Below are 20,657 nucleotides of genomic sequence, written 5' to 3' on the forward strand. Positions count from 1 at the left end.
TGCATGGTGACCTATCGAAGCCCACGGGAGTGGGAGCGCATGCGGGACGCGGGGCGGGTCGTCGCCCGGATTCTGGCGAGTGTGCGGGACGTGGCGGAGCCCGGGGTGCCGCTGGCCGAGCTGGACGCGGTGGCGGCGAGGGTTCTCAAGGAGCATGGGGCCACGTCGCCGTTTCTGCACTACAAGCCCAGTTGGGCGCCGGTGCCGTATCCGGCGAACATCTGTGTGTCGGTGAATGATGTGGTGGTGCACGGCATTCCGGGCACGGGCCTGTTGAAGGACGGGGATCTCGTGACCGTCGACGCCGGGGCCCGGGTTGGTGGGTACTGCGGGGACGCGGCGATCTCGTTCATGGTGGGGACGGCCGACGCGGGTGGTCTGCGGCTGATCGAGGTCACGAAGGGTGCGCTGGAGCGGGGTATCGCGGCGGCTGTGCCCGGGAACCGGATCGGGGACGTCGCGGCGGCGATCGAGGGTGCTGCCCGGGCCGCCGGGTTCGGGATCGCGGACGGGTCCGGTGGGCACGGGATCGGGACGGAGATGCATGAAGATCCGTCCGTGCCCAACAAGGGGCGGGCCGGGCGCGGGATGAGGATCAAGGAAGGGCTGACGATCGCGATCGAGCCGCTGGTAACCGAGAGCGGGCGGGACGCGACGCGGGTTCTCGATGATGGGTGGGCGGTGGCGACCGTTGATGGGGGGCGGGCGGCGCATTTCGAGCACTCGATTGCGGTCACCGGGGACGGGCCGATGATTCTTACCGCTCTCTAGCGGCGGTGGCCGGCCATGCGTTCCAGGCGGGCTATGCGGTCGGCGGTCGGGGGGTGGGTGGAGAACAGCTTGCCTATGCCTGCGCCGGTGAACGGGTTGGCGATCATCAGGGAGCTGGTGGTGGCCAGCTCGGGGTCCTGCGGCAGGGGCATCGCGCGGGTGCCGGCCTCGATCTTGCGGAGGGCGGAGGCCAGCGCGAGCGGGTCGCCGGTGAGGCGGGCGCCGGCGGCGTCGGCGGAGTATTCGCGGGTGCGGCTGATCGCCATCTGGACGACGGCGGCGGCCACCGGGCCCAGGACGAGCATGAGGAGTGCGCCGAGCAGGCCGGGGCCCTCGTCGTCGTCGGAGCGGCCGATGGGGATGAAGATCGCCAGGTGGGAGAGGTAGGTGATCACGGTGGCGATGGCGGCGGCGACGGAGGAGATGAGGATGTCGCGGTTGTAGACGTGCGACAGCTCGTGCCCGAGGACGGCGCGCAGTTCGCGTTCGTCCAGCATCTGCAGGATGCCGCGGGTGCAGCAGACGGCGGCGTTGCGCGGGTTGCGGCCGGTGGCGAACGCGTTGGGCTGGCGGGTCTCGGAGACGAACAGGCGCGGCATCGGCTGGTGCGCGGACGTCGCCAGTTCCCGGACGAGCCGGTACAGCACCGGCGCCTCGACCTCGCCGACCGGGTGCGCGCGCATGGAGCGCAGGGCGATCCGGTCGCTGAACGCGTACGCGACGCCGTTGGTCGCGAGCGCGATGATCAGCGCGATCGTCAGCCCGGCGCCGCCGCCGATCAGCCATCCGGCCGCCAGCATCAATGCCGACAGCGTGCCGATCAGCGCCGCCGTCTTGACGCCGTTGAACTGCACTTCCGCCTGCCTCCCCGTAGGCCCCCGTAATCCGAACAACGGGGTGACCTGGGTCAACGTTCCCGCTAGGTGGCTTGAGTCACCGTTTGTAGGACGATTTGCGGGGCGGCTGAGAGTACAAGCGCGGCGGTCGCGGTTGCGGTGATCGCGGCGCGGACCGGCATTCCGGGCGCCGGATCGTAGGACGGACCGGCGGCTGGGGTGAACAGGCGCACGGCCCACACCAGGTAGTAGTACAGGCCGATGGCCGTGTTGATCGCCATCACGACGGCCAGCCAGGTGACGTCCCCGGCGACGGTGGCGCGGAATACGACGACCTTGGCGAACAGTCCCATGACGCCGGGCGGCAGGCCGGCGAGGCAGATGAGGAAGAACGCCAGGGCGGTGGCTACGGCGGGGCTGCGGCGGGCGAGGCCGCGGTAGTCGTCGAGGGTGTCCCAGGACGGGCTGAGCGCACCGGCTGTGCGGCGGCGGAAGCCGATTACTACTGCGAACGCGCCCATGTTCATTACGGCGTACAGCGCCACGTAGGCGGTGGTGGCGGCGACGGCCTCCGGGAGCCGGTCGTCGCCGACGGAGAGCGGCGCCAGCATGTAGCCGGATTGCGCGACGGATGACCAGGCCAGGAGGCGGATCGCCGTTTTCTGGCGCAGGGCGATCAGGTTGCCGATGGTCATGGTCAGGGCGGCGAGCACGGCTATCGTCGGGCCCCACACGTGGGCGTAGGCCGGAAGGCCCAGGGCCAGGATGATCACCAGGCCCGCGAATCCGGCGGCCTTTGAGACCACGGACAGGAATGCGGCTACGGGCAGCGGGGAGCCCTGGTAGACGTCCGGCGCCCAGAAATGGAACGGGACGGCGGCGACCTTGAACGCGAACCCGGCCAGGACGAGTACCGATCCGGCGGTGGCGACCGGGTCCAGGTCAGCGGGGAGCTTGGAGAGTGCGGGAGCTATGCGGTCCAGGTGCATGGCACCCGTCGCGCCGTAGATGAGGCTGATCCCGAAGAGCATGACCGCGGTGGAGACCACGGAGACGAGGAAGAGTTTCAGCGCGGCCTCGGACGCCGTCCCGTCGTAGCGGCGCAGCGCCACCAGCGCGAACACCGGCAGGGAGAGGGTCTCCAGCGCGACGAGGAGGAGGACGAGGTCGCGGGCGGCGACGAGGGTCAGCGCGCCGATCACGGCGGCGAGGAGGAGGAAGTGGTACTCCCCCACCGGCATCTTGGAGTCGGTGATCTCCTGGAGGGAGAGCAGGACGACGACGACCGCTGCGCCCAGGACTATGCCCTGGAACAGGAGCGTGAAGTCGTCGGCGACGTAGGAGCAGGAACGTGGGCCGTTGCCGCGTAGGCCGTCCGGGAGGCAGAGGGTGTCGCGGCGGTCGCCGAAGGCCAGGGCGATCACGGCCAGCAGGGCGATCGCCAGGGAGCCGCCGCTCAGCAGGGACAGGACGCGGCGGGGCGCGTCGAAGGCGTCGGCCAGGAGGAGGCCGATGGCGGCCACGGCGAGGATCAGCGGCGGCGCGATCGCCGCGTAGTCGATGCTCTGGATCATCAGCCGCCTCCGAACAGGGCGCGGACCGGTTCGGTGGTCACGTCCAGCAGGGTCTTCGGCCACAGGCCGACGAGCAGCGTGAGCGCGATCAGCGGGACCCAGGCCGCGTACTCGTGCAGGGAGACGGCCGCCGCCGGGGCGCGTTCCGAAGCCGGGGCCGGTTCCGAAGCCGGGACGCTGGCCGCGCCGTCCGGCGGGCCGTGGGTGAGTTTGGCGAGCATGCGCAGGAAGTACGCGGCGGTGAGCACCGCGCCGAGCGCCGCGACCGCCATGAACGTCACGAACGTCTCGCGCGGCAGGTCGCCGTGCGGGCGGTACGCGCCGAGCAGCGCCATCATCTCGCCCCAGAACCCGGCGAGGCCCGGCAGCCCGAGCGAGGCGACGGACGCGAACGTCAGGACGGACGCGAGCCGCGGGGACGTGCCGAGCATCCCGCCGCCGAGCGCGTCCATGTCGGCGGTGCCCCAGCGTTCCTTGACCGATCCGGCGAGGAAGAACAGCAGGCTGGTGATCAGGCCGTGCGCGATGTTGCCGAACAGCGCGGCGTTGACGCCGACCGGGGTGAGCGTCGCGATGCCGAGCAGGACGAAGCCCATGTGGCCGACGGAGGAGTAGGCGATCATCCGTTTCAGGTCGCGCTGGGCGAGGCAGGCCAAAGCGCCGTAGATGATCCCGATGACCGCCAGGAGGCCGAGCCACGGGGCCCAGAACTCCGCTCCGTCGGGTGCCAGGGGGAGGGCTACGCGGACGAGGCCGTACGTGCCCATCTTCAGCAGCACCCCGGCCAGCAGGACCGACCCGACGGTCGGGGCCTCGGTGTGCGCGTCCGGCAGCCAGGTGTGCAGCGGCCACATCGGCGCCTTGACCGCGAAACCGAGGCCCATCAGCGCGAACGCCGTGATCTGGAGGCCGTGCGAGAGCCCTGATCCGTGCCGGGCGGCGAGCTCGGTCATGTCGAGCGTGCCCGCCTTCGCGCCGACGAGCAGCATCCCGGCGAGGAGAAGCCCGGAGCCGAGGAGCGTGTAGAGGATGAACTTGGTGGCGGCGGCGCGGCGTCCCGGCCCGCCCCACAGCATGATCACCACGTACATGGGGATCAGGACGGTCTCGAAGAACACGAAGAACAGCACGAGGTCGAGCGCGACGAACGTGCCGATCAGCCCGATCTCCAGGACGAGCAGGAGCGCCGTGAGGAGCCGGATACGGCCTCCCGCCGGCGGGTGCCGCAGCGTGTAGAGGAAGCACAGGAACGTCAGCAGCGCCGTCAGGACGACGAGCGGGAGGGAGATCCCGTCCACGCCCAGGTGGAAGCGCAGCGCGATCGCCGGCGCCCATTCCCGGTCGGCTTCGAGCTGCATGCGGGACGTGGCGCCGAAGTCGAACGCCGTGGCGGCGGAGATCGCGACGAGCAGGGTCGCGCCGGACACCGCCGTCCCGAACACCCGGACCGCGACGTCGGTGCGCAGGAACCGGTTCGCCGGGACGAGCATCGCCAGCGCCCCCACCAGGGGGATCGCCATCATCAGCACGAAGATCACAGGAAGATCACCACCCCGGCCACGATGACGACGACACCGGCGAGCAGGCCGGTCAGGTAGTTCTGCACGTTGCCGTTCTGCGGGACGCGGAGGAACCCGCCGAGCCACCGGGCGCCGCGTCCGGCCCCGACGACGGCGCCGTCCACGCGGCGGGCGTCGAAGGTCACGACCTGGCGGGCCAGGGCCCGGATTGGCCGGACGATCGTCAGCGCGTACAGCTCGTCCACGTAGAAGGCTCGCGCGAAGACCGGGCGGGCAGGGCCGAGCACGCGTGCAGGATCGAGTGCGGGGTCACGGTTCCAGACAAGGAACGCGGCGCCGCCGCCGAGCACGACCAGGAGCAGGCTCAGCAGCGCCGCTCCGAGGTGGGGGCGCAGTTCCTCGGCGCCGAGGCCGAAGAAGCCGAGGATCGCGGCGGGGACGGCCAGGACGGCGACCGTCCACGCCATGAACCTGGACGGTTCGCGGATCTCGAACGTCCCGCGCGGCTCGCCGAAGAACGTCATCAGCCAGGCGCGCATCGCGTACGCCGCCGTCAGCGCGACCGTCAGCAGCAGCCCCAGATACACCAGCCACGCGACCCCGCCCGAGAGGCCGACGTCGTACGAGGAGTTGGGAAGGAAGGTCGGAACGGGCGTCTCGCCGGTGAAGGCGATGATGGTGCCGCTCGCCGGGTGGCCGGAGCCGGGCACGGCCTCGGCCGGGCCGCTGTGGAGGGCGGCGTGCTGGGCCGCCTCGATGACGGAGTCCTTGCTGAACCAGCCGCTGAACGGTGGGAGGCCCGCGAGCGCGGCGAGCCCGACCGTCATCGACCAGAACGTGATGGGCATGCCGCGCCGCATCCCGCCGTAGTGGGCCAGCATGTTGGAGCCCGCCACGACGATCACGCATCCGGCGGCGAGGAACAGCAGCGCCTTGAACGCGCCGTGCGTCAGCAGGTGGAAGATCGCGGCGGACTTGGCGCCGACCGCGAGCCCGGCGGCCATCACGGCGAGCTGGCTGATCGTCGAGTACGCGAGGACGCGCTTGATGTCGTCCTGCGCCAGCGCCGCGAGCGCGGAGCCCACCATGGAGACCACCGCGAGGACGCCGAGCACGGCGAGCGCCGCCGACGCCGACACGAACACCTCGTACACGCGGGCGACCACGTAGACGCCCGCGGCGACCATCGTGGCGGCGTGGATCAGGGCGCTGATCGGGGTGGGGCCGGCCATCGCGTCCGGGAGCCAGGTGTGCAGCGGGAACTGCGCGCTCTTGCCCGCGACGCCGGCGAGCAGCAGCAGCGCGCCCGCGGTGACCGTCGCGTCCGGCATCGTCCACACCTTCTGCAGGACGGTGCCGATCTCGAACGATCCGGCGCCGATGCCGAGGACGAGCACGCCGATCAGGAACCCGGCGTCGCCGAGCCGGGTGACGAGGAACGCCTTGACCGCCGCCCGCGAGTTCGCCCGGTCCTCCCAGTGGTGGCCGATCAGGAAGTACGAGCAGATGCCCATGACCTCCCAGCCCGCGTACAGGACCAGAAGATCGCCGGAGTAGACGACCAGCAGCATCGCGGCCGTGAACATCGAGATGAACGCGGCGTAGGACGAGTAGCGCCTGTCGTCCCTCATGTAGGCGATCGAGTACACCTGGACGGCGAGCGCCACGCAGCAGACCATGAGCCCGACGACGGCGGACAGGCCGTCCACCTGCAGCCCGACCCGGATCGGCACCGAGCCGGTCTCGATGAGCGTCAGCGAGCCCATGCGCTCGCCGGGCTCGCGCCACACGGTGAACGCGATGATCGCGGCGAGGACGAGCGACACCGCGATCGGCAGGCATGCGATCAGCGCGGGCCCGTTGCGGGCGGGCGCCGGCGGTGTCCCTTCGCTGGGACGGCGGCCGCCGAGGAGGCGGGTCAGGGAGGGGCCGAACAGCATCCCGACGAACGCGGCGACGAACGGCAGCAGCGCCACCAGCGTGGCTAGCCAGATCACGGGGCGGCCTCCTCGACCGCGCCGGCCTTCCGGGCCTCCGGTTCGGCGGCATCCGCGGGTTCGGGTTCAGCCGCGGCGGGACGGGACGGATCCTCCGCCAGGGTGCGGAGGCGGTCGACGTCCACCATCCGCCGGTTCCGGTACACCAGCAGGACGATCGCCAGCCCCAGCCCGACCTCCGCCGCCGCGATCACGATCGTGAACAGCGTGAGGACCTGCCCGCCGTGCAGCCGGTCCCGGTACCAGATGTCGAAGGTGACGAGGTTGAGGTTCACCGCGTTCAGCATCAGCTCGACCGACATCAGGACGAGGATCGCGTTGCGCCGCGCCAGCACCCCGTACACGCCGACGGAGAACAGCAGCGCGGCGACGACCGTCGGGTAGGCGAGATGCATCAGCCGTCGCCCTCCTCGTCCGCCGTTTTCGCGCCCGCTTCGGGCTGCGGGCCTATGTCGGAGCGGGACAGGACGATGGCGCCGACCAGCGACGAGAGCAGCAGCACCGACAGCACCTCGAACGGCAGCACCCACGTCCGGAACACGGCGGCGCCGAGCTCCTCGGCCGATCCGGCGCCCTCGCGCAGCGGCATCCGCTCGTCCCGGAACCCCATGATCATCACGGTGACCAGCACGGCGGCGGTGGCGGTGGCGACGGTCGCGGCGGCCCACCGGTTGCCCGAGTCCAGGTCGGCGGACTCGCCGATCGGCGCCCGGGTCAGCATGATCCCGAACAGCAGCAGCACGACGATCGCGCCGACGTAGATCAGCACCTGCACCCAGGCGACGAACTCCGCGGTGAGGACGAGGTAGCCGCCCGCGAGCGCGCCGAACGACACCACCAGCCACAGCGCCGCGTGGACGAGGTTCCGCGTCGTCACCACCAGGATCGCGGACCCGACGGCGACGACGCCGAGCAGCGCGAACACGATCTCCTGGCCGCTCATGCGCTCCTCCTGTGGGGGGCGACCCCCCACGCCCCCCGGTTCGCTTCGCTCATTTCTGCTCCCCGCGCGAAGGGCGGGCGCGGGCGGCGGCCTTCTCGGCGGTGGTGACTTCCTTCGGCGGCTCACCGGACGGGTCGTGCGCCTGCGGCGGCGGGACCGTCCACATCCATTCGCGCAGCCGGTCCTTCTCGTGGGTGAGCTCCGCGATGTCGTACTCGGCGTACTCGAACTCCGGGGACCAGAACAGCGCGTCGAACGGGCATGCCTCGATGCAGATGCCGCAGTACATGCACAGCGCGAAGTCGATCGCGAACCGGTCGAGGACGTTGCGGGTGCGGGCGCGTCCGCCGCCTTCGGCGGGGAGGGTCTCCTTGTGGGAGTCGATGTAGATGCACCAGTCGGGGCACTCGCGGGCGCACAGCATGCAGACGGTGCAGTTCTCCTCGAAAAGCGCGATGACGCCCCTGCTGCGCGGAGGCAGATCAGGCTGCACTTCCGGGTATTGACGCGTTATGGAACGCCGCGTCATCGTTCGCAACGTGACCGCCAGCCCCTTGGCCAGCCCGCCTCCTGGTAGCCGTCCCACGCGCCCCATGATTGCGCACGATCGCCTTCGGGGGAACGCGCTCGGCTCCGCGTTCGTCCAACCAGGCATAGGCCCCGAGGTCATGGCGTGGGTCGCGGGCAGGGAGGGCATGTGAGTCATCACGCAGACCACCCTGGGCGGCGGCCCGCACAGCGGCCTTACGGTCAGCCCGGATGGCGCCCGTATCCGGGGGCGCCCCTTCCACCGGTTCCGGTCCGTCCGGTTCCACCCGCGCCCGGCGCGCCGCGCGAGACTGCGCGCGGCATCTTGTGGGCGTTCGTGCCGTTCATCACGCTCGGGTACGGGACGCCGTTCTCGTTCCTCTACGCGGCCATCCGCCGGGGTTCGTGGAACCTCGGCGCGACGGCGGCCGGATACGGCGCCGGGACGGCGGGCGTCATCACGCTCCTGCAGCTGGACAACGTGATCCTCACCGTGCTCGGCACGTTCATCGCGATCCTGCTGTGGATCTCGGGGACCGCGCACGCGTTCGCCGTGCGGTCGTCGGTCTTCCCCCGCGAGGTGCCGCGCAACCGCCTCAACGAGCACGCGATCGAGTTCGCCAAGTACCGCAGGTCGCTGCGCGAGCAGGCCCGCGCGCTCGCCGCCGAAGACCCGGCGCTCGCCCGCGAGCTGCGGATCGGCCGCCCGGACGTGCCCCGCACCTACGACGACGGCGGGCTCGTGGACGTCAACCACGTGCCCGCGGAGATCCTCGCCGCGCTGCCCGGCATGACGCCCGAGCTGGCGGAGCGGGTCGTCCGGCACCGCGAGGAGCACGGCGGGTTCGTGTCCGTCGAGGAGATGGCGGTGGACGTCGACATCCCGCCGGACGTCCTCCCGGAGATGGCCGACTTCACCATCTTCCTCAGGTGACCCCGGGCAGGCGGGTCAGAGCGCGACCTTGAGGACGCCGGTGAGCGCGAGCTGGGCCAGCGAGAGCGGCACCAGCCACGCCCAGGCGAGCTTCTGCAGCTGGTCCTCGCGCATGCGCGGGTAGCTGACGCGGAACCAGATCACGCAGAACGCCAGCACGCCGGCCTTGAGCAGCGTCCAGAGCCAGCCGAGCTCGGTGTTCAGGAACGGGCCCTTCCAGCCGCCGAGGAACAGCACGGTCGTCAGCCCGCAGAGCACCACGATCCCGGCGTACTCGGCGAGCAGGAACAGCGCGAACCGCAGCCCGCCGTACTCCGTGTACGGGCCGAAGATGATCTCGGAGTCGGCGACCGGCATGTCGAACGGCGGGCGGCGCAGCTCGGCGAGGCCCGCGACGAAGAAGACGACGGCGCCGACCGCCTGCCAGGGCAGCCAGTACCAGCGCCATTCGTCCACGACGCCCTGGAGCGACAGCGTCCCGGCCGCCATCGCCACCGACGACGCCGCGAACACCATCGGCAGCTCGTAGGACATCAGCTGCGCGGCGACCCGCATCCCGCCGAGCAGCGAGTACTTGTTCGCGCTCGCCCAGCCCGCCATGATCGCGCCGATGACGCCGACGCCCATCACGGCGAGCGCGAAGAAGATCCCGGGCCCGAGGTCGAGCGCGACCTGGCCGCCCGGCCCGATCGGGATCACGAGCAGGACCAGCAGGTACGGGACGAGCGCCACGCCAGGGGCCAGCTTGAACACCCACCGGTCGGCGTCGCGCGGGACCACGTCCTCCTTCTGCGCGAACTTCACGCCGTCGGCGACGAGCTGCGCCCAGCCATGGAAGGCGCCCGCGTACATGGGGCCGAGACGGCCCTGCATGTGCGCCATGACCTTGTGCTCGGCCTGCCCGACGAGCAGCGGCAGCAGCGCGAACGCGGCGGCGACCAGCGCCAGCTTGACGACGATCTCAAGCATCGGGCGCCTCCTGCGCGGGCGGGGCGGCGTCCTGCGCGGGCGGGGCGGCGCGGCGTCCGGCGCGTTCGGCCGCGGCGCCCCAGGCGCCCTCGTCGGGCACGCCCGGCGGGCGGACGCGGCGGCGGCTCGGCGCGCCGTGGCCCGACTCGCCCGGCTCCTTGGCGCCCGGCCACGGCTTGGCGACGCGGGCGGCGAGCACGAAGTCCTTGCGGAGCGGATGGCCCTCGAACCCGTCCGGGAGCAGCAGCGGGACGAGGTTCGGATGGCCCTCGAACAGCACGCCGAACATCTCCGCCGTCTCCCGCTCGTGCCACTCCGCCCCGCGGTAGACGCCCGTCGCGGTCGGCAGGACGGGCGCCCGCTTCGGGACGCGCGTCCTGACCAGCAGATGGTGGCGGCGTTCCAGCGAGTAGACGTGGACGACGACGGCGAAGCCCTCGTCCAGCTCGTCCACGCCGGTCAGCCAGTCGAAGAAGCCGCAGGACAGGTCGTCGCGGGCGAAGACCAGCGCGTCCAGCCAGTGCTCGGGCGGTACCCCGACGGCGAGGCCGCCGGTCGTCTCCTCGGTGGTGATCTCGTCGCCGAAGCGGGCCGTCCAGGCGTCCACCAGCTCCTGCTGGACGGGCCGGCCCTCCGCTCCGGCGCTCACCGGTAGCGGCCGATCTCGTCGTCGTGGCCGTCGTCGGTCAGCCCCGGGATGATCGACGGGTCATGGTCGTTGGTCGCGGCCTCGTCGTCCTCCAGGTGCGGGACGGGCATGGTCACGTCATCGGCCGGATGCACGCCGGGCGGGATCTCCGCGACGACCGGCACCTCGACGGTCGGCCCGTCGGGTTCCGCGGCCAGCTCCCCGAAGATCGGGACCTCCGCGGTCTCGGCCGCGGGGCCCTCGCCCTGCCCCTCGGGGTCGGGCTCGCCCAGGGGCCAGACGGGCACGGTCTCGTCGTTCGGGCCCGCCTCATTGCCGCCTTCCGGCAGCTCCGTCGTCGCGCCGCCCGGAGCCTCGCCGGGGGCCTCGTCGACGACCGGGGGCGGCGGGGGCTGGATCGGGCGGCGCAGGACGGTCGGCGACAGCGGGCGCGGCGCGGGCGGCGGGGACACCGGTTCGCCGCCCGGCCCGTTCGCGGTGTAGCGGTCGCCGAGCGACTCGCCCGCGATCTTCTCCTGCAGCCGGACGATCCCGTGCAGCAGCGCCTCCGGGCGGGGCGGGCAGCCGGGCACGTACACGTCCACCGGGATGATCTGGTCGACGCCCTTCGTCACGCAGTAGGAGTCCCAGTACGGGCCGCCGCAGTTGGAGCAGGCGCCGAAGGAGATGACGTACTTCGGCTCGGGCATCTGCTCGTAGAGGCGGCGGATGGCGGGCGCCATCTTGTCGCTGACCGTGCCGGACACGACCATGAGGTCGGCCTGCCGGGGCCCCGGCGCGAACGGGATGACGCCGAGCCGGATGAAGTCGTGCCGGGCCATCGACGTCGCGATGAACTCGATGGCGCAGCAGGCCAGGCCGAAGTTGAAGACCCACAGCGAGTAGCGGCGTCCCCAGTTGAGCACGAACTTGACCGGCTTCGGCGCGAGCCGCGACAGCGGCCCGACGCTCGGCGGAGGTAGATCGATGGTGCCCACGGGAGCATTGTTACAGCCCCTCGCCGTCTGGCCAGAGGCCCAAGGCGATCAATCCCGGCCGGAACGATCCGGCCCGTCCGGAACCATGCGACCGGGCCTCAGGCGCACGATGGCAGGCCCCACACCCCTGACGGCAGGCCCTAAACCCGGAAACGGCAGGCCCTAAACCCAGGACAGGACGCCCTTCTTGCCCGCGTAGCCCAGCCCGGCGGCGAGGAACGCCAGGAAGACGAACATCTCGCCGAGCGTCGTGGCACCGTAGCCTGGCGCGGAGAAGACCGTCGCCCAGGGGAAGAGGAACACGGCGTCCACTGCGAACACGACGTAAAGGTAGGCGAACACGTAGTACCGGACGTAGGAGTGCGCCCAGCCCTCGCCGACAGGGTCGACACCGCATTCGTAGGTGGTCAGCTTCTCGACGGTGGGACGGTGCGGACGCAGCATCCGGTTCGCGGCGAGACCGCCGACGACGATCCCGGCACCGACGACGAGCAGTACGACTACGACGACATATGTGTCGAAATAGTTATGCACCAGACCCTCCTCGCCTGCGTCGTAGCAAGTATCCCCCGGAACGGGGTCCGGGGGAATGTGACCGAGCACCTCCACATCCGAGGCGCGCGATGTCACAGTTTTACTGCACACTAGGTTTGCATTGGGGTCAGTTGACCTGGAAGGACGTGACCAGATGAGCAACCCTCCGCCGCCCCCGGGGTGGGAATCCCCGGGCGGTGCCTCCTGGCCTCCTCCGCCACCGCCCGCTGGGCCGGGCGGACCCGGAAGCCCGGGCGGGCCCGGTGGAGTGGGCGGTCCGGGGGCGCCACCGCCCCCCGGCGGCTACGGCGGCCAAGGCACACCGCCGCCGTTCTTCCCCCCACCGCCCGGGAGCCCGATGGGCCCGAGCATGCCGCCGCCGCGGCGCAGCGGTGGTGGCGGGGTACTGATCGCGGCCCTGCTCGGCGGCGGCCTCGTCGTCCTGGTCCTCATCGGCGTCGTGGTGTTCGTGATCGCCGCGAGCGGCGGCAAGACGCCCGAGGAGAAGCTCGCCACGGCGGCGACCAGCATGGCCACGGCCCGCGCCGTGGGGCTCAAGGGCTCCTTCGGCAGCGCCGGGGCACTGAACGGTGAGCTGAACGTCACCAAGGGCGGCCGTGCGTCCGGGGACGTCACCATGAACGGCAGCCGCGTCACGGTCCTGTCGGCCGACGGGAAGCTGTTCGTGAAGGCCGACCAGTCCTACTGGAAGCGGGAGATCTCGTCCTCCGACGAGGCGTTCTACCTGACCTCCGGCGATCAGTGGGGCCGGCTGGACCCCGACGAGATCAACGTCGACTTCAAGCAGCACCTCACGCCGGACGCGCTGGCGGGCAAGATGCGCTCGGCGAGGTCGACGACCATCAAGCCGCTCAAGACGACGTGGCAGGGCCAGAAGGCGCTGAAGTTCAGCTCGTTCTCCTCGACCGTCTACATCACCGACGAGGACGACTCCGAGCTCCTGCGCTTCGAGTCCACCGTGCCGCGCGTCCGCGTGGACGTGACCCCGAAGAGCGCCGGGGACGCGTCGTCGATCATCTCGACGATGCGGACCAACATCGGCGAGCTGAAGGACTCCTTCAACAGCGCGGCGCAGCCGCGCGTGTCGGAGTGGAAGCGCGGCGGCTGCAACGGCGACTCCGGTTGCACGGTGCAGGCCAAGATCCGTCCGCCGTACGACGTGGAGACGCCCGTCACCATCGACGTCCGGTTCCGGATCACCGCGAACACGCTGACCGGCCGTGATCTCGGCAACTGCACGACCCGCATCACGATCACCAGCTCGCTCCCGCAGTGGGCGAGCTGCCGCGTCGCCAGCAGCGCGTGGACGAGCTGGGCCAAGGGCAGCGGTGGAACCTTCTACAAGCACGCGTCGTACAAGGTGATCGGCGCCACGACCGAAGAGGTCCAGTCGATGCAGAGCGGGCTCGACAGCGAGTGAGGCGGCAGCCGAACCGCAGGTCAGGCCGCAGATCGGACCGCAGGTGACGCGTCTCGCGCGCTGATCCGGGAACCATGGGTGCCCGGTGGCGCTCTCCCCCGACGTGGGGAAAGCGCCACCGGGCACCCTTTATGCTCTTGAGAACGCCGCTCCAGGGCCGACGGCGCCCCTCCCCCTCGCAGCACGCACGTCGGCATCCCCCGGAGGACGCCTTCAGACCCTTGCTTTGGCCTGACTGTCGGGCCCGGAAACCGGGCCCCGGGAAGTGAGCAGAGTGAGCCCCCACGTGAGCCCTGGACAGGACGAGGCGTCCTCGACGACCGCCTCCCGCCCGCAGCCGGGCACCCCGTACCCGCCGAACGCGCCCTTCCCGCCGAACACGCCGTACCCGCCGCAGCCCGCGCCCCCACCGAACGCCGCGCCCCCACCGAACGCCGCGCCCTCGGCAAACGCCGCGCCTCCGCCGAACGCCGCACCCCCGCCTCCTCCCTCACCCGGCACGCCGCCCTTTCCGCCCGGCCCGGAGCGGCTGCGGCAGCAGCGGGGCCTGATCTTCGCGGCGGGCGCGGCGGCGATGGTCGTGCTGGTCAGCGTGGTGCTGGCCGTCGTGTTCGCGCGCGGCGAGGACGGGCCCGAACGTCCAGGCGAACCGACCGCGCCGGCCGGGCCGCCCGCGTGGTCGCTGAAGGCGGGGCAGTGGCTCACGTCCGGGAAGGGCATGCGCTACGACGGGGCCATGACGGTGGGCGGCAGGCCCGTCCAGGCGAATCTGCGCGTCACTCCCGCAGGCATGGCGACCGGAACGCTCACGACAGGCATGCTGAAAGCGGACGTCGTCGCGATCGACGGCACCACCTACATCAAGGCCGGAATGACCTTCTGGCGCGACTACGCAGGTGAGGCGCGTCACCCGGAGTACTACGCCGGACGGTGGTCCAAGGCCCCCGCGTCCATCCCGGGCTTCGACGTCCCGGACGTCCTGGGCCCGAAGTCCATCGCCCAGGCCATCACCCGGGCGGCGCCGAAGACGCCCACGGAGACCGTGAACGGCGTCCCCACCTACAAGATCAAGACAAGGGCCGCCGAGTACCTGGTGGCGAAGGCGGCGCCGCACCGGCTGGTGTCCGTGCGCGCGGTCGGCCGGAACGCGCCGTGGTTCACGGCAACACCGCTAGCAGCGCCCACCGGGGTGTTCGGCGAGCTCAGGTCGCGCGTCGCCGCGCTCGGCGGCGCCGCCGACCCGTCGTTGCGCTTCCGTCCTGGAACGCTGACGTTCAGCAACTGCGATCTGAACACCAACGGCTGCACGGTCACCGTCCCGGCCACGCTGACAACGCCGCAGGGCACGGTGCCGTCCGGCGCGCGGGCGGCGTTGCGGGCGGCGCTCAACTCCCGGGGCCGGCCGCTCGGCTCGTGCACGGCGTCCGCGCCGGTTCCGGCCGACCGGGCGCTGACGCTGCGCTGCACCGTGACCGGCGGGCTGTGGGGCAGGTGGGTGCGCGCCGCGCTCGACCGCCCCGGCTCGTACCCGTACGCGGCGACGGCGCACCTGGTCGGGGAGGCGGTGGCGCCGGACGGCGTCCAGAAGCTGCTCGCCCTGGTCGACCGCGAACGCCGCACCATCACGAACCCGGCGACCCCGGCGCCGACGACCCCGACCCCGAAAGCGACGCCGTAGCGGACGGCGAAGCCACGCCGTACCAGCCGCCCGAAACCGGCGCCGTGGCCGACCGGCGACGCGGTCCGGGGCAGGGGCGCTTCAGCCGCGCTCAAGCCCGGCTGTCTACACTTCGGGACGTGAACCCCACGCCCCGAGGGAGCCGCGGCTCCTCGACGTACTCAGCGCAACGGCTGGTCAGACGGCTGCACGTCGACCTGTGCCGGCAGCGCAGCTGCCTGTGTTCGGGATGAACTCGGGCGCCCGTCCAGGTCGTACCACCCGATAGGACCTGCCCGAATCCGGGAGAGCCTCGTGAACCCCGTGCCGAAGTGATACGTCTTCTATAACGGGGCAACGACCTCCCTGGGAGCGGGACGTCACATGGCGGGCGGCATGGCGGCCGCGGTCGATGCCTCCCCTGACCGGCGGCCGCCGAAAAGCGGACGACGCGGGCCCACCCGAGCCGCGGCCGTCCCGGCAAGCAGCACGTTCCCGAAAACACCATCCCATCCCGGACGTACCATGAAGGTAATCCTAAGTAGCGTCACGATCCTGGGCGCCTCCCCCAGGACGGATGCTGCGCGTCGAGGAGGTCTTCCTCTGTGACCAAACAGGTCCAGCAGCTCGACCGTGTCATCATCCGTTTCGCCGGAGACTCCGGCGACGGCATGCAGCTGACCGGCGACCGCTTCACCCAGGAGACCGCGGCTTTCGGCAACGACCTGTCGACGTTGCCGAACTTCCCGGCCGAGATTCGTGCCCCCGCCGGGACGCTCCCCGGCGTGTCCAGCTTCCAACTCCACTTCGCCGACCACGACATCCTCACCCCGGGCGACGCGCCCAACGTCCTGGTCGCGATGAACCCCGCCGCCCTCAAGGCCAACCTCGGGGACCTCCCCCGCGGGGCGGATCTGATCGTCAACACCGACGAGTTCACCAAGCGCAACCTCGCCAAGGTCGGCTACGAGACGAACCCCGTCGAGGACGACGCGCTCGCCGAGTACCGGGTGCACGCGCTGCCGCTCACCTCGATGACCGTCACCGCCCTCACCGACTTCGACATCTCGAAGAAGGACGCGGAGCGCGCCAAGAACATGTTCGCGCTCGGCCTTCTGTCCTGGCTGTATCACCGTCCCACCGAGGGAACGATCTCCTTCCTTGAGAAGAAGTTCGCGAGCAAGCCCGACATCATGAAGGCGAACATCGCGGCGTTCCAGGCGGGTTGGTCCTACGGCGAGACCACCGAGGCGTTCTCGGTGCAGTACGAGATCAAGCCGGCCGAGCACGAGCCGGGCCTCTATCGCAACATCACCGGCAACCTCGCGCTCGCGTACGGGCTGGTCGCCGCGGGCGTGCAGAGCGGGCTGCCGATCTTCCTCGGCTCGTACCCGATCACGCCGGCGTCCGACATCCTGCACGAGATCTCCAAGCACAAGAAGTTCGGCGTGCGGACGTTCCAGGCCGAGGACGAGATCGCCGCGGTCGGCTCCGCGCTCGGCGCCTCGTTCGGCGGGTCCCTCGGCGTCACCACGACGTCCGGGCCCGGCCTCGCGCTGAAGAGCGAGACGATCGCCCTCGGCGTCGCGACCGAGCTTCCGCTGCTGGTCATCGACGTGCAGCGGGCCGGCCCTTCGACCGGGATGCCGACCAAGACCGAGCAGGCCGACCTGTTGCAGGCCATGTTCGGCCGCAACGGCGAGGCGCCCGTCCCGGTGATCGCGCCCCAGTCGCCGTCCGACTGCTTCGACGCGGCGCTGGAGGCGGCCCGGATCGCGGTGAAATACCGCACCCCGGTGATCCTCCTGTCGGACGGATACCTCGCCAACGGTTCCGAGCCGTGGCGGCTGCCGGACGTCGCGTCCCTCCCGAAGATCGAGCCGGACTTCGCGGTCCCGTCCCCCGACGGCGAGGAGTTCCTGCCGTTCCAGCGCGACCCCGAGACGCTCGCGCGGCCCTGGGCCATCCCGGGCACCGAGGGTCTGGAGCACCGGATCGGCGGGCTGGAGAAGGCCGACGGGTCCGGCAACATCTCCTACGACCCCGCCAACCACGACCGCATGACCCGGCTCCGGCAGGCCAAGGTCGACGGGATCGCCAACGACATCGCCCCGCTCACGGTGGACGACCCGTCCGGCAAGGCCCGCGTCCTCGTGCTGGGCTGGGGCGGGACGTACGGCGCGATCTCCGCGGGAGTCCGCCGCGTCCGCGCGTCCGGGCAGCACGTCGCCCAGGCGCACCTTCGCCACCTCAACCCGTTCCCCGCCAACCTGCCCGAGGTGCTGCGCTCCTACGACAAGGTCGTCGTCCCGGAGATCAACCTCGGCCAGCTCGCGCTGCTGCTCCGCGGCCGGTACCTCGTCGACGTGATCGGCTACAACCAGGTCCGCGGCCTGCCGTTCAAGGCCGAAGAGCTGCAGGGCGTCATCCAGGATGTGATCGACAGTGAGTGAAAACGGAGACAACGGAAACGGGTCCAGCAACGGGAACGGCAAGACGCTGCTCTCGCTGGTCCCGAAGACCGACGTGAAGCAGTCCATGAAGGACTTCAAGACCGACCAGGAGGTGCGCTGGTGCCCCGGGTGCGGTGACTACGCGATCCTCGCGGCCGTCCAGTCCTTCCTTCCCGAGCTCGGCCTGCGGCGCGAGAACATCGCGTTCATCTCCGGCATCGGCTGCTCGTCGCGGTTCCCGTACTACATGAACACCTACGGGTTCCACTCGATCCACGGCCGCGCGCCCGCGATCGCGACGGGCCTCGCCACGTCCCGTCCCGACCTGTCCGTCTGGGTGGTGACCGGCGACGGCGACGCCCTCTCCATCGGCGGCAACCACCTGATCCACGCGCTGCGCCGCAACGTCAACCTGAAGATCCTGCTGTTCAACAACCGGATCTACGGCCTGACGAAGGGCCAGTACTCGCCGACGTCGGAGATCGGCAAGATCACCAAGTCGACGCCGATGGGTTCGCTGGACGCGCCGTTCAACCCGCTCTCCCTCGCAATCGGCGCGGAGGGCACGTTCGTCGCCCGGACCATCGACTCCGACCGCAAGCACCTCCAGTCGGTGCTGCGGGCCGCCGCGCAGCACCGCGGCACGGCGCTCGTCGAGATCTACCAGAACTGCAACATCTTCAACGACAACGCGTTCGAGCCTCTCAAGGACGCGGACGTCCGCGACGATGTCACGGTCCGGCTGGAGCACGGCGAGCCGATCATCTTCGGCGCCGACCGTTCCAAGGCGCTGCGCCGCTCGCCGTCCGGCTCCTTCGAGGTCGTGAAGGTGGCGGACGTCGACCCGTCCGAAATCGCCGTGCACGACGCCCACAATCCGGACCCGTCGATGGCGTTCGCGCTGTCGCGCCTGGACCAGCCGGCGTTCGAGCACACCCCGATCGGCATCTTCCGCGACGTGGACCGCCCGTCCTACGACGAGCTGATGCGGGCCCAGCTCGACGAGGCCGTCGAGAGCCAGGGCGAGGGCGACCTCGCCGCCCTGCTCGGCAGCGGCGACACCTGGCGCATCGACTGAATCGCAGTCTCCGCAGGCCCGGCCCCGGTTCGTCCGGGGCCGGGCTTTTTCGCGCTTTGAAACCCCCGGAACGGGGCACGGTGAGCAACGGACGCCCCGCGCCGACCTTCCGGACAGGCCCCGATGCGCGACGGCGTCCGCTCCTGCAAGACTGAGGAGATCATGAAGCCGGGGAGGTGACGATGCGGGTCATTCCGCGCCGCAGCAAGGGTCGCCGGCGGGACGACGCTCCCGCTCGGACCACCGCGCCTCCTGACCCGCCCACCCCTGAGCCACCGCTCCCCGAGGACGCCACCCAGGCAGTGGAAGCGGCCCAGCCCTACTACCCGCAGCAAAGGCCCACGCGTGAAGACCCCGGCCCCGCGACCCCGCACGTCCCAAAACAAACCCACCCCGAACCCGCCACCCCAAGACACGCCCGGCCACCAGAGCCACCGCGCGGGCCACAGGCGCCAGAGAACGCAAGCGGGCCTTGGACGGTGCACGGCGTGGAAAAGCCACGCGGGGCCGAGATGACGCGCGGGCCGGCGGCAACGACGACGCCCCGCCCACCCCAGGACGCGACGACACCCGTGCCGCCTGCGGGTGGCGTGGGATCGGCCGGCATGGACCCGGCGGCTCGGCGGCGGGCGCGGGCGGCTGAGCGGCGGCGCGCGGCGGCGGAAGCGAAGCGGAGCCGGGCGGCGCTGCGGGCGCCTCGCCCGTTCCCGGAGCCCGTGACACCCGCCAAGGCCGCGGGCCAGCACCGGTCGGCGCTGCTGACCATGGTGCTCACCCTCGGGCTGCTGATCGCGGCGGTCGCGGTGACCGGCGGGATGATCGCGTCCTCGATGCGGACGCGTCCGGTGACGCTTGCCGCGCCGCTGCACATCTATCCGGTCACGCAGGTGACCCCTGGGCAGTGCCCGCCGGGGACGCAGGGCATCACCGGGCAGTCCGGCATGGGGCAGACGTGCTACCGGCTGGCGCAGGGGATCGCGATCCACAAGGTCGCGGACATGCGCGTCCAGAAGTCGGGCACGCGGCCGGGCGGATACGACGTGGCGGTCACGCTTCGCCCGATCGACCGGGAGGCGTTCGCCGACCTGACCCGCGCCACGGTCGGACGCGACCTCGCGTTCATCGTCCGGAACCGGCTGGTCACCCTCCCCCGCGTCGACATGGCGATCACGGACGGAAAAGTCGTCGTCACCGGCCCCCCGAACAAGACGGCCGCGAACAAACTCGTAGCCCAACTAAAGGGCAAGTAACACCAGGCCGGTCGAACACAACGCCCCTCAGCTTGCGCCGGTACGCGATCGGGGGTTGTGGCCCGGCCTGGCCCGGCTCGGCAGCCTGACCGCGGTCAAGACCGATGACCCCGGTCAGGTCGGCTCCGGTGAGATCGGCTCCCGTCAAGTCGGCACCCTTCAAGTTGGCGTGGGCGAGGGTCGAGTGCGAGAGATCGCATTTGGTGAGCGTGGCACCTTCAAGGTTGGCATCGGCGAAACAGAACCTGCTGAGGTTCTTCTCGTGCAGATGAGCGCCTCGGAAGTCGATCTTCTCCAGCTCGATGCCGGTTCCGGGAAGGATCATCGACCGGCGGGTGAGGGCTCCCATGGCCCCGCCGACATCGTCGCGGAGTCCGCCGGTGTGGGCCGCTCGTTCAGCGTCGATCTCGTCCAGCGGCCGTGACGGTGGCCAAGGGGCCTGCTGCCGGACGAAGCTCGCCAGCAGGGCCGCGATGTGGCCTCGGTGGTGCGGCGCGGCACCGGCGATCTGTTCCATACAACGAGCCGCCTACGGCGTTCCATAGG

17 protein-coding genes and 2 pseudogenes are annotated in these 20,657 nt (G+C 71.0%); 7 read left to right on the forward strand and 12 right to left on the reverse strand.

The window, feature by feature from the left end:
- The first annotated feature begins 3 nt into the window (after positions 1–3).
- A complete protein-coding gene (gene map, locus ACH34S_RS05755) occupies positions 4–771 on the forward strand; it encodes a type I methionyl aminopeptidase (RefSeq protein WP_395951291.1) in 768 nt (255 codons plus the stop codon).
- Here map and htpX read toward each other — a convergent pair.
- The 7 genes and pseudogenes from htpX to ACH34S_RS05790 form a co-directional block, all read right to left on the reverse strand.
- Positions 768–1,625 carry a zinc metalloprotease HtpX gene (gene htpX, locus ACH34S_RS05760; protein ID WP_395951292.1) on the reverse strand — a complete coding sequence of 286 codons (858 nt, stop codon included), beginning with the start codon at positions 1,623–1,625 and terminating at the stop codon, positions 768–770. The two genes, map and htpX, sit on opposite strands and share 4 nt — an antisense overlap.
- A 65-nt stretch (positions 1,626–1,690) precedes the next feature.
- Positions 1,691–3,181, reverse strand: coding sequence for an NADH-quinone oxidoreductase subunit N (locus ACH34S_RS05765; RefSeq protein ID WP_395951293.1), 1,491 nt, complete (start codon positions 3,179–3,181; stop codon positions 1,691–1,693).
- Positions 3,181–4,719 (reverse strand): NuoM family protein, encoded by a 1,539-nt coding sequence (locus tag ACH34S_RS05770; protein ID WP_395951294.1) that lies wholly within the window; start codon positions 4,717–4,719, stop codon positions 3,181–3,183. The genes ACH34S_RS05765 and ACH34S_RS05770 overlap by 1 nt, the downstream gene beginning before the upstream one ends.
- Positions 4,716–6,698 (reverse strand): NADH-quinone oxidoreductase subunit L, encoded by a 1,983-nt coding sequence (locus ACH34S_RS05775; protein WP_395951295.1) that lies wholly within the window; start codon positions 6,696–6,698, stop codon positions 4,716–4,718. The genes ACH34S_RS05770 and ACH34S_RS05775 overlap by 4 nt, the downstream gene beginning before the upstream one ends.
- 98 nt (positions 6,699–6,796) lie before the next feature.
- A pseudogene (nuoK, locus tag ACH34S_RS05780) lies at positions 6,797–7,093 on the reverse strand (NADH-quinone oxidoreductase subunit NuoK); the annotation flags it as partial.
- Complete coding sequence (locus ACH34S_RS05785; RefSeq protein ID WP_395951296.1) at positions 7,093–7,641, reverse strand: NADH-quinone oxidoreductase subunit J; 549 nt, start codon at positions 7,639–7,641, stop codon at positions 7,093–7,095. The gene ACH34S_RS05785 and the pseudogene nuoK, both read right to left, overlap by 1 nt.
- A 49-nt stretch (positions 7,642–7,690) precedes the next feature.
- Positions 7,691–8,134, reverse strand: coding sequence for a 4Fe-4S binding protein (locus ACH34S_RS05790; protein WP_395951297.1), 444 nt, complete (start codon positions 8,132–8,134; stop codon positions 7,691–7,693).
- 372 nt (positions 8,135–8,506) lie between these two features.
- Between ACH34S_RS05790 and ACH34S_RS05795 the strand changes: the two genes are divergently transcribed.
- Positions 8,507–9,103, forward strand: coding sequence for a ComEA family DNA-binding protein (locus ACH34S_RS05795; RefSeq protein ID WP_395951298.1), 597 nt, complete (start codon positions 8,507–8,509; stop codon positions 9,101–9,103).
- 15 nt (positions 9,104–9,118) lie between these two features.
- Here ACH34S_RS05795 and ACH34S_RS05800 read toward each other — a convergent pair whose 3' ends face one another.
- The 4 genes and pseudogenes from ACH34S_RS05800 to ACH34S_RS05815 all read right to left on the reverse strand — a co-directional run bounded on the left by ACH34S_RS05800 (position 9,119) and on the right by ACH34S_RS05815 (position 12,232).
- Positions 9,119–10,072, reverse strand: coding sequence for an NADH-quinone oxidoreductase subunit H (locus ACH34S_RS05800; protein ID WP_395951299.1), 954 nt, complete (start codon positions 10,070–10,072; stop codon positions 9,119–9,121).
- A complete protein-coding gene (locus ACH34S_RS05805; protein ID WP_395951300.1) occupies positions 10,065–10,721 on the reverse strand; it encodes an NADH-quinone oxidoreductase subunit C in 657 nt (218 codons plus the stop codon). The genes ACH34S_RS05800 and ACH34S_RS05805 overlap by 8 nt, the downstream gene beginning before the upstream one ends.
- Before the next feature lie 506 nt (positions 10,722–11,227).
- Positions 11,228–11,698 (reverse strand): annotated as a pseudogene (locus ACH34S_RS05810) (NADH-quinone oxidoreductase subunit B); the annotation flags it as partial.
- A 162-nt stretch (positions 11,699–11,860) separates the two neighbouring features.
- Entirely contained in the window at positions 11,861–12,232 is a 372-nt protein-coding gene (locus ACH34S_RS05815; RefSeq protein WP_207937043.1) for an NADH-quinone oxidoreductase subunit A, read from the reverse strand.
- A gap of 358 nt (positions 12,233–12,590) precedes the next feature.
- On the opposite strand from ACH34S_RS05815, the gene ACH34S_RS05820 reads away from it, so the two are divergent.
- The 5 genes from ACH34S_RS05820 to ACH34S_RS05840 all read left to right on the forward strand — a co-directional run bounded on the left by ACH34S_RS05820 (position 12,591) and on the right by ACH34S_RS05840 (position 20,111).
- A complete protein-coding gene (locus ACH34S_RS05820; RefSeq protein ID WP_395951301.1) occupies positions 12,591–13,673 on the forward strand; it encodes a hypothetical protein in 1,083 nt (360 codons plus the stop codon).
- Between the two features lie 286 nt (positions 13,674–13,959).
- Positions 13,960–15,351 carry a hypothetical protein gene (locus tag ACH34S_RS05825; protein WP_395951302.1) on the forward strand — a complete coding sequence of 464 codons (1,392 nt, stop codon included), beginning with the start codon at positions 13,960–13,962 and terminating at the stop codon, positions 15,349–15,351.
- A 584-nt stretch (positions 15,352–15,935) separates the two neighbouring features.
- On the forward strand, positions 15,936–17,783 hold the full coding sequence (locus ACH34S_RS05830) for a 2-oxoacid:acceptor oxidoreductase subunit alpha (RefSeq protein ID WP_395951303.1): 1,848 nt from the start codon (positions 15,936–15,938) through the stop codon (positions 17,781–17,783).
- The gene (locus ACH34S_RS05835) at positions 17,776–18,861 is read left to right on the forward strand and encodes a 2-oxoacid:ferredoxin oxidoreductase subunit beta (RefSeq protein WP_395951304.1); all 1,086 of its coding nucleotides are present in this window, start codon (positions 17,776–17,778) and stop codon (positions 18,859–18,861) included. The genes ACH34S_RS05830 and ACH34S_RS05835 overlap by 8 nt, the downstream gene beginning before the upstream one ends.
- A gap of 605 nt (positions 18,862–19,466) precedes the next feature.
- Positions 19,467–20,111 (forward strand): SecDF P1 head subdomain-containing protein, encoded by a 645-nt coding sequence (locus ACH34S_RS05840; protein ID WP_395951305.1) that lies wholly within the window; start codon positions 19,467–19,469, stop codon positions 20,109–20,111.
- On the opposite strand, the gene ACH34S_RS05845 is transcribed toward ACH34S_RS05840, so the two are convergent.
- Positions 20,050–20,628, reverse strand: a complete 579-nt coding sequence (locus ACH34S_RS05845) for a pentapeptide repeat-containing protein (RefSeq protein ID WP_395951306.1) — start codon at positions 20,626–20,628, stop codon at positions 20,050–20,052. The genes ACH34S_RS05840 and ACH34S_RS05845 overlap by 62 nt on opposite strands.
- Positions 20,629–20,657 lie beyond the last annotated feature (29 nt).

This window comes from Actinomadura sp. 3N508 (assembly GCF_044326375.1).
Lineage (GTDB): Bacteria > Actinomycetota > Actinomycetes > Streptosporangiales > Streptosporangiaceae > Spirillospora.

Bases quoted from the DNA above. Each gene is read 5' to 3' on its own strand.
- ACH34S_RS05785 (WP_395951296.1), bottom strand. From the start codon at position 7,641: ATGAGCGGCCAGGAGATCGTGTTCGCGCTGCTCGGCGTCGTCGCCGTC.
- ACH34S_RS05845 (WP_395951306.1), bottom strand. From the start codon at position 20,628: ATGGAACAGATCGCCGGTGCCGCGCCGCACCACCGAGGCCACATCGCG.
- ACH34S_RS05840 (WP_395951305.1), top strand. From the start codon at position 19,467: ATGGACCCGGCGGCTCGGCGGCGGGCGCGGGCGGCTGAGCGGCGGCGC.
- map (WP_395951291.1), top strand. From the start codon at position 4: ATGGTGACCTATCGAAGCCCACGGGAGTGGGAGCGCATGCGGGACGCG.
- ACH34S_RS05820 (WP_395951301.1), top strand. From the start codon at position 12,591: ATGGGCCCGAGCATGCCGCCGCCGCGGCGCAGCGGTGGTGGCGGGGTA.
- ACH34S_RS05800 (WP_395951299.1), bottom strand. From the start codon at position 10,072: ATGCTTGAGATCGTCGTCAAGCTGGCGCTGGTCGCCGCCGCGTTCGCG.
- ACH34S_RS05765 (WP_395951293.1), bottom strand. From the start codon at position 3,181: ATGATCCAGAGCATCGACTACGCGGCGATCGCGCCGCCGCTGATCCTC.